The sequence below is a fragment of the Paraburkholderia sp. 22098 genome, from assembly GCF_052045935.1.
Lineage (GTDB): Bacteria > Pseudomonadota > Gammaproteobacteria > Burkholderiales > Burkholderiaceae > Paraburkholderia > Paraburkholderia caledonica.
The window spans coordinates 49,230-60,431 of the sequence record NZ_JBQEPV010000002.1 but is presented as its reverse complement, the minus strand read 5'-3'; the positions used below and the strand labels follow the sequence as shown (position 1 = coordinate 60,431).

Below are 11,202 nucleotides of genomic sequence, written 5' to 3'. Positions count from 1 at the left end.
TGCTTCAGCCGTGAACATGGTCATTGGTTCTTCATCAAGGTTTCCGCCGACGACTTGGACGACGTCACCACGGCCATCTTCGCCTGAAAGTCGAACTGCACCATCGACAGATTCAGCGCGACTTCGGATGCTTTGGCGATTGCCTCCGTGGGCGCCATCGAACTGGATTGCTGGCCGAACTGCGCGACTTCCTTGAGCGCGGCTTCCATCTGGCCGTCCTCGTGCGAGATCGCTTCGACGAGCTTGTCGTTTGGGGCATGCGCGCCGCCTTGATCCGGGGCGACGCGCTCCTGCTGCATCAACGCCTGGAATTTCGCGGCCGAGTCGGCGCCGGGCGTCTCGGCGCCATTGCCAGTCTTGAACGCTTCCGAAATCGCCTTGGCAACCGAGTCGTTGCTGATGGACAGGCTCATGTGAATACTCCCGCGTGAACTGTGAGCGAAGTGAAACGACGCGCGCGCCGCAAATCAGGCACGCAGAAAACCCATCTGCTGGAATTGCGCAGCGTTCTCACGCGCAGGCTGCACGGCCGACCTGGCGTGTTCGGCGGCGGCTTTGGCTTCCTGCTCCTCCGCCAGCTCGCGATACGACTGCGGCAACACAAACTCGCCGCCGCGATAGCTTGCGCGCGCGGCCAGCAGATCTGCGCGCACTTCCAGCGCGCGAATCAGCGAACGCGTTTCGGGCGTCGTGTCGCCGGCGAGCGCTTCATCGGCCCATTGACGCCAGTTGGGATCGCCCTTCGACGCGAGGCAGTAAGCGAACATCGCCTTCGCGTAGGAAAAGGACGGCGCCGCGTGAATCACGTCGCGCAGCACCTGCACCGCGTCGTCCCAACGGCCATGCACGATGTACAGCACGCCTTGCAACGACTCGATCTCGCTCACTTTCGGACGCAGCGCGCGCAACGCATCCAGCACGAGTTCGATGTCGGTCGTATCGCCGCGCACCGTCGGGAAATGGCTGAAGAGCCCGACCGACACCGTTTCGATGAGCGCGGAAATCACCTCCTGACTGCACTTCAGATAGTCGGCCTGGCTGACCGACTGAGAGAGCTGGGCCGACTTGGGCTGGTTTGCGAGCATGGTGTTTGACTCCGTGTGTTCGGTGATGCTTCCAGTGAGCGAAAGGTAGCAGCGCAAAACGCGCCGACTCACGCCGCGAGCGAAGCGATCAGCAGCATTGCGAAACGGCGCTCGACACCGGGCACAACTCGGAGCGCTACATCGGGCACGACACGGCACGCTCACATAGCGGTCGCTTCGCGCGCCGATGTCCTGCTTCGTATCCCGCCAATAGCGCGAGACATGTGCTGCATAGAATCGAGCCGCGCTATGGCTGCATGAACACGCCGTACGTTCGGGCTCGCCCGCCTCCCCTTCACTGGACATCTGCGATGAGCGACGACAAAACCGAAGAGCCAACCGACAAGAAGCTACGCAAGGCGCGAGAGGAAGGCGACGTCGCGAAAAGCGCCGACGTCGCGGACGGCGTGGTTCTCGCGGCCGGCGTACTGATGCTCGCGGCAGCAGGCGATTCGATGGTCGACGCGATGCGCGCAGGCGTGCAAGACGCGCTCCGCTTCGTGAGCGGGCCGCGCGACATGGATACGCTTTATGTGACGTTGCACGTGATCGGCTCACACGTGATCGGCGCGATTTTGCCGAGCATCGGCGCGGCGGTGCTCGCCGCGATCGTCGCCGTAGGCGTGCAGGTGGGCGTGGTCATTTCGATGAAGGCCGTTTCGTTCAAGTTCGACGGCATCAGTCCCGCCGCCGGCGTGAAAAAGATCTTCTCGCTGAAATCGCTGCTCGAATTGTTGAAGATGATCGTCAAGGGCGCGGTACTCATGATCGTCATGTGGAAAACGATCGAAGGTTTGCTGCCGCTCGTGATCGGCTCGCTGTTTCAGTCGGTGCCGCAACTGTCGCGGCTCGCGAGCGGGTTGATGCTCAAGATTCTCGGCACCGCCGCTGCGCTGTTCGTAATGTTCGGCGGCGTCGACTTCAAGCTGCAAAAGTTTCTCTACATTCGCGGCAAGAAAATGAGCAAGGACGAGATCAAGCGCGAATTCAAGCAGGACGAAGGCGACCCTGTGATCAAGGGCGAACGCAAGCGGCTCGCGCGCGAACTCGCCACCTCCGCGCCGCCGCGCAAAGTGTCGGCCGCCAGCATCATGGTGGTGAATCCAACGCACTACGCCGTCGCAGTGCGCTACGCACCCGACGAATTTCCGCTGCCCGTCGTGATCGCGAAGGGTATGGACGAAGCCGCGGCGCAATTGCGCCGCGAGGCGCAGATATACAACGTGCCGATTGTCGGCAATCCGCCGGTTGCGCGTGCGCTTTACAAGGTGGAGATCGACGAGCCGATTCCCGACGAACTGTTCGAAGCCGTCGCGGCGATCCTGCGCTGGGTCGACTCGATCGGTCTCGCGAAGCAAAGCCAAAGTATGCAGACACCCGCCGCGTAAGCGTTGTTCGCGGCTCTTGCTGGACTCACCACATTCACCATGCTCAAGACGCTAAAACTTCCTGTGGGCGGCGAGATCGGGATGCTGTTCCTGATCATCGCGATCCTCTCGCTGATGATTCTGCCGCTGCCGACCTTCATGATCGATATTCTGGTCGGACTCAATATCGCGGCAAGCGTAACGCTGCTCATGATCACGCTCTACGTGCCGAGCGTGGTGTCGTTGTCCGCGTTCCCGTCGCTGCTTCTTTTCACGACGTTGTACCGCCTTTCGTTGAGCATTGCATCGACCAAATCCATTCTGCTGCACGCGGAGGCGGGCGAAATCATCGACAGCTTCGGCAAGCTCGTGGTGGGCGGCAACCTGGTGGTGGGCATGGTCGTGTTCATCATCATCACGCTGGTGCAGTTCATCGTGATCGCCAAGGGCTCCGAACGCGTCGCCGAAGTGGGCGCGCGGTTCACTCTCGACGCGATGCCCGGCAAGCAGATGAGCATCGACGCCGATCTGCGCGCCAATCTGCTGACCTCCGACGAAGCGCGCCACAAGCGCGCGACGCTCGCGCTGGAGAGTGCGCTGCACGGCGGCATGGACGGCGCGATGAAGTTCGTCAAGGGCGACGCCGTGGCAGGACTCATCATCACGGTCATCAACATCGTGGCGGGACTCGCGGTGGGCGTCGCGTATCACGGCATGACGGCGGCGGAAGCGGCGAACCGCTTCTCGATTCTGTCGGTCGGCGACGCGATGGTCGCGCAGGTGCCGGCGCTGCTGCTCTCCGTCGCGGCCGGCGTGATGATCACGCGTGTCGCCGACGATCGCGACGAAACGCAACGCTCGCTCGGCGCGGATATTGGCCGGCAGTTGATCACGAGCCCGCCCGCCCTGTTTTTCGCGGCGGTGCTGCTGCTTGCTTTTGCCGCGGTGCCGGGCTTTCCGTGGCTGCTGTTCATTCTGCTGTCCGGCGTGCTGGCGTTCGCCGCATACCGGTTGCAAAAGAGCAAGCCGTCGCGCCAGTTGCACGACGGCGAAGCCGTGCGTTCCATGCAGCGTGTCGGCGCGAAAATCGAAACGCCCGCCATCGCGACGCATCCGCCCGCGTTCACCTGCGCGCTCGGCGTGCGGATCGCGCCGGATCTGGTCGCGCGTCTGAGTCTCGCGGGACTCAACACGTCGTTCGAAGCGGAGCGCGAGGTATTGCAGGAAGAGTTGGGATTGCCGTTTCCCGGCATCACGATGTGGACGTCCGACCGCCTCGCCGCGTCCACGTGCGAGTTCCTGATGCACGATGTGCCTTATCTGACCGTAGAAATTCCGCCTGGAAAAGTGGTGTTGCCGACGCTGCCGCTCGCGCTCGCGCGCGAGGCGAGCGGCATTGGCGAAGACCGGCCTGGCGACGCCGAATTGCGCGCGCTCGCACCCAATTGCGAGCAACGCGCGCCGCTCGACGGCAGCAGTCAGCCGAGTTACTGGCACGACGAAAAAGGCTTGCCAGCAAAGACCGAGGCGTGGCGCGCGGAACAGGTGATCGCGCATGTTTCGGTGCGGCTCTTGCGGCGGCACGCGTCGCTGTTTCTCGGCGTTCAGGAAGTGCAGTGGATTCAGGAGCAACTCGGCATCGACTATCCGGGTCTGCTCGCGGAAGTGCAAAAGGTGCTGCCGCCGCAGCGTATCGCCGACGTGCTGCGCCGTCTGCTCGAAGAACAGATTCCGATCCGCAACGTTCGCAACATCATGGAAAGCCTGATCGCGTGGGGACCGAAAGAGAAGGACATGCTGATGCTGACCGAGTATGTGCGCGGCGACCTCGCACGCTTTCTCGCTCATCGCGCGACCCAGGGCGCGAAGGTGCTGCCCGCCGTGCTGCTCGACGGGCCGGTCGAGCAGCATATCCGCCAGGCGATCAAGCAGACGCCCACCGGCAACTACCTCGCGCTGCCGCCCGACGAAGTGACCTTCCTGCTCGACAGCATCGAAGCGTACGCCGGAACGATTGCGCGCGACGACATCGCGCTCGTCACGTCGATGGATATTCGCCGCTATGTGAGGCGCATGCTGGAAGGCAAGCTCGACTGGCTCAACGTGTATTCGTACCAGGAGCTTGGCGGGCTCGTGGAATTGCAGCCGATCGGCCGCGTGACGGCATGACGGCATGACGGCATGAGGGCAGCCTGAATGTCGACGTTATCACGCTCCATGCGACGCCCCGCGCGCGTCATCGCACCCGATTCGACGGAATCGGGCGGCGTGTCCGGTTCGGGTTTCGCGCCTGGGTCCGCTACTTCGAGCGAACGCACGCGGCGCGCGCGCGGCTTCGACTATGCGGCGCTGGTTCGACGCGAGAGCGATCCCGAACAAGGCGCGCTTGCCACCAGCAACGCGAATCCCTTCGCACTCGAAGACGAAGAACGCGACGCCGATCAGCACCGCACACCGGATCGGACGACCGTCGCGGGCCGCGTCGGCGCCGGCAGCGCCCCGGTGATCGAAGCGGTCTATATGCAGCAGCAAGGCTTTATCGAACTGGCGGCTTCGATCGCGCGCGAGGTCGCGCGGCTATCGGCGAATCGCTTCGTCGCCGAATCGGGCAGTTGGGATCTGACGATGCGGCTCGACCCAAACCTGCTCGCCGACACCGTGCTCAATCTCACGCTTTCGCTCGCCGGCCTGTCGCTTCGCTTCGACGTGCAGGACGCCCAGGCAAAGCAATTACTCTTACTGCATAGCGGCATGCTCGAACGGCAACTGAAGGCGCTGCTCGACAGCTGGAGCGAACCGCGTTCGCTGACGCTGACCATCTGGTAAGTCCCGCCCTCCCTACTCATGGCTTCACGCTGACTTCCGCAATGCTCGAAACCCGGCCTCGCTCTCTCGCCGGCCTACTGCCGGCCATCCAGCCCGCCGACGCCTGCGCCGCGCGCCTGCTATGCGACGTGCGCAACGTCGACGCATTGCGCCGGCTCGGCCGGCTTGATGCCGTGCACGTCTCGCACGTGGATGCGCGCGACGCCGCAAGCGCCGAACCGTTAGAGGATGCCGGCCGTATCGTCCTTGCACATCTGTCGGGGCAACTCGCGCTTCATGTCGATCTCGCGCGTTACCCGTCGCTGCAGATACTCGCCACGCCCGCCGAGGCGGACCACAGCGGCACGCAGCAGAGCCTGCGCAATGCGATTGCCAACGCGGTGCTTGCGCCGCTCGTCGACAGCTTCAATGCGAGCGGCGCAGGCACGTGGCGCGTGGCATCCGTGCAGCGCGCGACGAAGGAATCGGCCACGTTCGAGTCTGACAACACGGCGCGTCTGCGCATCGCGCTGATGCGCGAGGGCGTCGCGTACGAAACGCTGTTCGATATCGCACTGCCCACGCTCCGGCTGATCGAAACGCGGCTCGCGTCGTTCGGCGATCAGCAGCAGCGTCGCGATCTAGACGCCTTCGCGACGCTCGGCGTACCGGGGCGCATCGCGCTCGGCGCGCGGCGCGTGTCGATCCGCGCGCTTCAAAAACTACGTCCCGGCGATGTGCTGTTACGCACGTTCAGCCGCGCCACCGTGCTCGGCTTGCGCGGCCACGGCCCCTTGCAGCTGCGCGCCGCGTGGGGCACGCCGGGCCTACGCTGCATGCTGGCCACGGTCGCGCTCGACGGCGCCCTTCTCACCCTAAACGACGACCCCATCATGAGTGAAGAAACCCTGCAGGTCGAAGGCGACGAGTTGCCGCGAATCGACTACGGCGACCCTCCGCTGGACGATGTTCCGCACGAAGCGGCTATCGCGACAGGCACCGAGGCGCCGACAAAGTCCGAAACGGAAGAGGAAACGGAAGAGGAAGCCGCACCGTTCACCCAAACTTCGCCTCCCGACATCGGCGAACTCGATCTGCCTGTCCAGTTCGAGATCGACACGCTGGCGTTGCCGCTGTCGCAAGTCGCAGCGCTGCGGCGTGGTTACGTGATCGAGCTCGACACGCCTGTGACCGACGCCCGCATCAAACTCGTCGCCCACGGTCAGACGATCGGCCACGGCGAACTGGTGAGCGTGGGCGAACACCTTGGAATCCGCATCACGGGGATGGCCTATGCCAGCGACACAGACCGGTGATATCACCGGATTGCTGATCGTCGTTCTGGCGATCAGCATCATTCCGTTCGTGGCGATGGTCGTCACCTCGTACATGAAGATCGTCGTCGTGCTCGGGCTCCTGCGCAATGCGCTCGGCGTCCAGCAGGTGCCGCCGAACATGGTGCTGAACGGCATCGCGATCATCGTCTCGGTGTACATCATGGCGCCCATCGCGTTCACCGCTGCCGGCGCGATGCAAGGCAGCAGCGGAGCGAACACGAGCGGCAGCACGGTCACGCAGACGGTGACGCAAGGCATCGCCGCCGCGCGCGAACCGTTTCGCAACTTCTTGAAGGCTCACGCGCAACCCCGCGAGCGGCAGTTCTTCCTGCGCTCGGCGAGCGCGATCTGGCCAAAGGAACAGGCGAAGGCGCTCAAAGACACCGACATCATCGTGCTCGCGCCCGCCTTCACGCTGACCGAGCTCACGGATGCATTCAAGATCGGCTTCCTGCTGTACATCGCGTTCATCGTGGTGGACCTGATCATCGCCAACGTGCTGATGGCAATGGGCCTGAGCCAGGTGCAACCGACCAGTGTCGCGATTCCGTTCAAGCTGCTGCTGTTCGTCGCGATGGACGGCTGGTCGACCCTGATTCACGGCCTCATTCTCGGCTATCGCTAGGAGTTCTCATGAACATCGACGCGCTGATCGGCCTCGCGACGCAGGGGCTTTTGCTGTGTCTTTACGTGTCGCTGCCGATCGTGGTGATCGCGGCCGGCGTGGGCCTCGTCGTTTCATTCCTGCAGGCCGTCACTTCGCTGCAGGATCAGACGCTGTCGTTCGGCGTCAAGCTGGTGGCAGTCGTCGTCGCGCTCGTCGTGGCCGCGCCCATTTCGGCTGCCGCCGTGCTGCGCTTCGCCAACCAGGTGTTGCAGGCCGCGACCTCGCAATGACGACGGTCTCCGCCCAGACGCGCGCGGCGCAAGCCGGCGCGTCCACCGAAACGTCAGCGGCGAACCGCGCGGACCACGACGCATCGCATACACAGGCCGTGCGCTTTTCTGCCGTCTACAAGAACAACGTGACGTTTGCGCACGCGCATCACTCGCATCATCTTGCGCAAGCGAACAGCGCGAAGGCGCGCCAACTTGCCGCCGCGTTGCGCAAGCGTCAGGCGGCTGCGCGAGCCGCAGGCAAACGCTTCGCGCCCTCGCAACGCGCTGCGTCCACTGCACACGGTGCGCTCAAAGGCGCTCACGCGACCAGCGCGAAAACGGCGCGGAGCAAGGTGCAAGCCGATCGCGTCACGCGCGACGGCGGCCGGCAAGGCGGCGGCGGTGGCGGCGGCCAGCCGCAGCAGGAAGGCGGTCAACAGAACGGCAAGCAACGCGACGATCCGCACGATCATGATCAGGATAGCCGCGACGATCATGGCAGCGCGCCCGGCGGCATCTTTGCAGCCACTGCCGTTGAAGGCGTCAGCGCGATCACACTGCCGCGCTCCAGTGCCGCGCGCGGCGGCGAAATACGCGGTGCCATCGGCGAAGCGCTGCTCAAGTTGCGTGACGATATCGCGGCGGGAAACGTGCCGTCAGCCGATCGCGCATTGCAATCGCTGATGCAGCGCATCCACATGTTGCGCGCCGCCGAAGGCGCGCTTGCGCCCAGCACGTCGGCGGCGAGGCGCGAACTGCTCACCACAGTTTCACAGCGTCTCGCGCAAACGGCACTGGACGCAACGCGTACGGCCGGCTCAACGCAACAGCTCGATGCGCGAGGCGCGCCAAGCGCCCACGGTTCGACCGCAGGTCTTGCGCAGCGCGTGAATCTGCTGGCGAACCTCGTCCTGCTCGTGCTTGAACGCCCGAACACGCCGGATCAGGCCGAGCGCGCGCGTCATCTGAACGCGGCCCTGCTCGGCGCGATCGAAGCGCGGCTGCGCACCACGTCGCGTGCCTGAGTGGCGTTTCGTGCGGCCGTGGACGGCTTCGCAAACGCGGGCACGCTGCACGCGGATATCGCTAATCTGGATTGCGTGGCGTGTCGATCCGATGCGCCGAACGATCTTCGCGTAAGTCTGAAACCATGAAACTGCTGCGCATCCTGACAGGTAACCATGCCGGCGCGGAAGCCCGCCTCAGCACGGGCGCTCACCGGGTCCACTCCGACGACGATGCCGACATCCGCATCACCGACTGGAGCGGCGCGGCAGTCGTGCTGAACGTCGACGAAACCGATGTAGTGACGGTTACGCGCATCGAGCCCGCGCCAGTCAACGCAGTACCCGCAATGGACTCGACGGACTCCGCCGCCGCTCACACCGACGAAGCTGCGCACCCGGACGCACTCGACCCCGGCGTCGTGCTGATGACCGACTTCGTGCCGATGCAGTTCGACCAGACGGTTCTATGCATCGGCCCCGACGACGCAGTGTGGCCGAGCGATCTCGCCCTCCTCTCGACGTTGCTGGTCAAGCCCGAAAGCGCCGACGATCCCGCGCACGAGACCGCCGCCGGAAGCGGTCAATGGATCATCAAGCGCAAGCTGGTGACAGCCGTGGGCGCCGCGTGCGTGATGCTGGCGATTGCGTCGGGCGTGGGGTCGATGGCGTTGAGCACGCGTGCCAAGGCATCGTTGCCGCCGCCCGACGTCGCCGCCGCCGAACAGGCCAACCGCGATCTCGCGGGCGCGCGTCTGACCGATCTGCATGCGACGCTCGACGGCCACGGCGGCGTGCTGGTGACAGGGCTTGTCTCCAGTGCCGGCGACGATCTGGTCGCGCAGCGTCTGCTCGAACACATCCCGGGCGCGCGAGTGACCCGCCAATACGGCAACGCCGAGGACACTGCGCGCGGCATCAAGGAAGCGATCGGCATGGCGAACGTCGACGTGCATTACGCGGGCAAAGGCGTGTTCGCGATCACGGGTACGGGTGTCGACATCGACGGCGTGCAGCAGGCCGTGCAGCGCGTACGCGCGGATCTCGACGCGAACGTGAAGGAACTGCGCATCGACGCGACGGGCAGCGACGCGACGCCCACCGCCGAGGCCGACGGTCAATACACGACCGTGGTGTCGTCCGATCGCGTGCGCTATGCGCAGACACCGGATGGCGTGAAGCACATCTTCATCCTCGCCGACGACCCCGCCGATGCGCCCATGTCCGCGAGCGACGCCGCAGCGAACGGCGACAGCGATGGCGAACGAAGTCACGGACTGAGCGGCGCGGCACCCGAAGCCGCCACGCAAGCGGGCACACAAGCCGCCGCACAAGCCGCCATGCAACCCCCTCAATTGGCAGCCGTCCCGGCAGCCGGACCTTCTGTCACGGAGAAATCTCATGTATCAGGCAATTGAACGTCATGCGGCTAAGTTCAACGATCTGCAAGGCCTCGTGCGCGCGCCCGATGCCGATGCGCAAGTCGCCGTGTTGCGCCGCGCGCTCGAAGAAAGCGCGGAGGAACTCAATAGCCGCACCGACGGCTCGCCGGAAGACCGCAATGCGCGCGCAAAGATCTATCGCGGGTTGCTCGCGGCGAGCCGGATCATCGCTCAACTGCGCGAAGACGCGCTCAATGGCTGAGTTTCGACGCAACTGCGTCGAAACGTTTGTCCCCGCACTACGCGGGATTCCGATGCCGCGGCCACTCCGGTCCGGCCGTTCATTTCAAGGAGTGTCAATCATGGGTTCAATCACGAGTGCAGCGAGTTCCCTCGGAGCAGGCGCAGGCACTGCGGCGCAGGCCACCGCGGCCGGCAAGGCTGAAGATCTGTCGTCGTCCGCCGGCACTGATTCCGCGGTCAACCAGATCAACGCCAACGCACAGGATCAACTGAAGATCGCGCAGGCTCAGTCGAACGCGAGTGTGCTGCAAGCCGTGGGCGAAGCGCTGAAGTCGGGCGCATCGAGCCTGACGAAGGCCGCGCAGGCAAGCTGACGCCTGGCTGGGGACGCGCTTCACGTCCGTTGCAGCAGGCTCTTTCTGGCGCGTTCGCCCCGGCGATACGCGCCTTTTCAATTCCGGCGTCGAGCACGCCGGGTTTCAACATCAACCGGAGTCGGACACGCCGTGGACATCGACTACTACACGCCGCTGATCGAAGATCTATGCACGACGGTCGGTCTGCCCGACGCCGGTCATGTGCTCGACACGCGCTCGATCGAAGTGGAAGGTTTCGACGTCCGGCTCGATCATTTCGATAACGACACCGGTCTTTATATTGTGTTCGAGTTCGGAACAGTCGCGCCGGAACGCGTGCTCGGTGTTTATCGGTTGATGCTGGAAGCCAACCTGCTCGTCTATGCGCAGGACCAGGCGCAACTGGGCGTGGACAGCGACACCGGCAGCTCCGTGCTGGTCGTGCGCGCGGAACTGTCCCAGCTGAACGGCGAAACGCTCGCCGACCTGCTTGCCCACTATGCGGAACACGGCCGCTACTGGCAGCAGAACATACTTCAAGCCACCGACGAGCAGTATCAGGCCGTCGCGTCAGGCGCCTTCATGTGGATCCGCGCGTAATGCGCATATCTTCTTCGCGTGCGGAAGCCGCCGTCCCACCGGCGTTTCGGCGATCGAAAAACTAAATGGAATAGGACTCGACTATCGCGTGTTGTGTGATCAGGAGCGTGAGACGAAAGCCGCGCCGCCAGAACGAAAAACATG

At 64.3% G+C, this 11,202-nt stretch carries 13 protein-coding genes; 11 read left to right on the top strand and 2 right to left on the bottom strand.

What is annotated here, in order from left to right:
• Positions 1-20: 20 nt before the first annotated feature.
• On the bottom strand, positions 21-413 hold the full coding sequence (locus ACTJLB_RS03840) for a type III secretion protein (RefSeq protein ID WP_440782540.1): 393 nt from the start codon (positions 411-413) through the stop codon (positions 21-23).
• 54 nt (positions 414-467) lie between these two features.
• Entirely contained in the window at positions 468-1,085 is a 618-nt protein-coding gene (locus ACTJLB_RS03835; protein ID WP_440782539.1) for an HrpB1 family type III secretion system apparatus protein, read from the bottom strand.
• 311 nt (positions 1,086-1,396) lie between these two features.
• On the opposite strand from ACTJLB_RS03835, the gene sctU reads away from it, so the two are divergent.
• The 11 genes from sctU to ACTJLB_RS03780 all read left to right on the top strand — a co-directional run bounded on the left by sctU (position 1,397) and on the right by ACTJLB_RS03780 (position 11,058).
• The gene (gene sctU, locus ACTJLB_RS03830) at positions 1,397-2,473 is read left to right on the top strand and encodes a type III secretion system export apparatus subunit SctU (RefSeq protein ID WP_440782538.1); all 1,077 of its coding nucleotides are present in this window, start codon (positions 1,397-1,399) and stop codon (positions 2,471-2,473) included.
• Between the two features lie 39 nt (positions 2,474-2,512).
• Positions 2,513-4,621 carry a type III secretion system export apparatus subunit SctV gene (gene sctV, locus ACTJLB_RS03825; protein WP_204521150.1) on the top strand — a complete coding sequence of 703 codons (2,109 nt, stop codon included), beginning with the start codon at positions 2,513-2,515 and terminating at the stop codon, positions 4,619-4,621.
• A 27-nt stretch (positions 4,622-4,648) separates the two neighbouring features.
• A complete protein-coding gene (sctP, locus tag ACTJLB_RS03820) occupies positions 4,649-5,278 on the top strand; it encodes a type III secretion system protein SctP (RefSeq protein ID WP_440782536.1) in 630 nt (209 codons plus the stop codon).
• A gap of 41 nt (positions 5,279-5,319) precedes the next feature.
• Positions 5,320-6,573 carry a type III secretion system cytoplasmic ring protein SctQ gene (gene sctQ, locus ACTJLB_RS03815; RefSeq protein WP_440782535.1) on the top strand — a complete coding sequence of 418 codons (1,254 nt, stop codon included), beginning with the start codon at positions 5,320-5,322 and terminating at the stop codon, positions 6,571-6,573.
• Positions 6,551-7,219, top strand: coding sequence for a type III secretion system export apparatus subunit SctR (sctR, locus tag ACTJLB_RS03810; protein ID WP_027779213.1), 669 nt, complete (start codon positions 6,551-6,553; stop codon positions 7,217-7,219). The genes sctQ and sctR overlap by 23 nt, the downstream gene beginning before the upstream one ends.
• Before the next feature lie 8 nt (positions 7,220-7,227).
• Complete coding sequence (gene sctS / locus ACTJLB_RS03805) at positions 7,228-7,491, top strand: type III secretion system export apparatus subunit SctS (protein ID WP_020070023.1); 264 nt, start codon at positions 7,228-7,230, stop codon at positions 7,489-7,491.
• Complete coding sequence (locus tag ACTJLB_RS03800) at positions 7,488-8,498, top strand: hypothetical protein (RefSeq protein ID WP_440782534.1); 1,011 nt, start codon at positions 7,488-7,490, stop codon at positions 8,496-8,498. The genes sctS and ACTJLB_RS03800 overlap by 4 nt, the downstream gene beginning before the upstream one ends.
• A 125-nt stretch (positions 8,499-8,623) precedes the next feature.
• Positions 8,624-9,895 (top strand): type III secretion protein, encoded by a 1,272-nt coding sequence (locus ACTJLB_RS03795; RefSeq protein ID WP_440782533.1) that lies wholly within the window; start codon positions 8,624-8,626, stop codon positions 9,893-9,895.
• Positions 9,879-10,121, top strand: coding sequence for a hypothetical protein (locus tag ACTJLB_RS03790; RefSeq protein WP_020070027.1), 243 nt, complete (start codon positions 9,879-9,881; stop codon positions 10,119-10,121). The genes ACTJLB_RS03795 and ACTJLB_RS03790 overlap by 17 nt, the downstream gene beginning before the upstream one ends.
• A gap of 100 nt (positions 10,122-10,221) precedes the next feature.
• The gene (locus tag ACTJLB_RS03785; RefSeq protein ID WP_020070028.1) at positions 10,222-10,476 is read left to right on the top strand and encodes a hypothetical protein; all 255 of its coding nucleotides are present in this window, start codon (positions 10,222-10,224) and stop codon (positions 10,474-10,476) included.
• Positions 10,477-10,608: 132 nt separating this feature from the next.
• Positions 10,609-11,058 (top strand): CesT family type III secretion system chaperone, encoded by a 450-nt coding sequence (locus ACTJLB_RS03780; protein WP_020070029.1) that lies wholly within the window; start codon positions 10,609-10,611, stop codon positions 11,056-11,058.
• The last annotated feature ends 144 nt before the right edge of the window (positions 11,059-11,202 follow it).

Bases quoted from the DNA above. Each gene is read 5' to 3' on its own strand.
- ACTJLB_RS03840 (WP_440782540.1), bottom strand. From the start codon at position 413: ATGAGCCTGTCCATCAGCAACGACTCGGTTGCCAAGGCGATTTCGGAA.
- ACTJLB_RS03835 (WP_440782539.1), bottom strand. From the start codon at position 1,085: ATGCTCGCAAACCAGCCCAAGTCGGCCCAGCTCTCTCAGTCGGTCAGC.
- sctU (WP_440782538.1), top strand. From the start codon at position 1,397: ATGAGCGACGACAAAACCGAAGAGCCAACCGACAAGAAGCTACGCAAG.
- sctV (WP_204521150.1), top strand. From the start codon at position 2,513: ATGCTCAAGACGCTAAAACTTCCTGTGGGCGGCGAGATCGGGATGCTG.
- sctP (WP_440782536.1), top strand. From the start codon at position 4,649: ATGTCGACGTTATCACGCTCCATGCGACGCCCCGCGCGCGTCATCGCA.
- sctQ (WP_440782535.1), top strand. From the start codon at position 5,320: ATGCTCGAAACCCGGCCTCGCTCTCTCGCCGGCCTACTGCCGGCCATC.
- sctR (WP_027779213.1), top strand. From the start codon at position 6,551: ATGCCAGCGACACAGACCGGTGATATCACCGGATTGCTGATCGTCGTT.
- sctS (WP_020070023.1), top strand. From the start codon at position 7,228: ATGAACATCGACGCGCTGATCGGCCTCGCGACGCAGGGGCTTTTGCTG.
- ACTJLB_RS03800 (WP_440782534.1), top strand. From the start codon at position 7,488: ATGACGACGGTCTCCGCCCAGACGCGCGCGGCGCAAGCCGGCGCGTCC.
- ACTJLB_RS03795 (WP_440782533.1), top strand. From the start codon at position 8,624: ATGAAACTGCTGCGCATCCTGACAGGTAACCATGCCGGCGCGGAAGCC.
- ACTJLB_RS03790 (WP_020070027.1), top strand. From the start codon at position 9,879: ATGTATCAGGCAATTGAACGTCATGCGGCTAAGTTCAACGATCTGCAA.
- ACTJLB_RS03785 (WP_020070028.1), top strand. From the start codon at position 10,222: ATGGGTTCAATCACGAGTGCAGCGAGTTCCCTCGGAGCAGGCGCAGGC.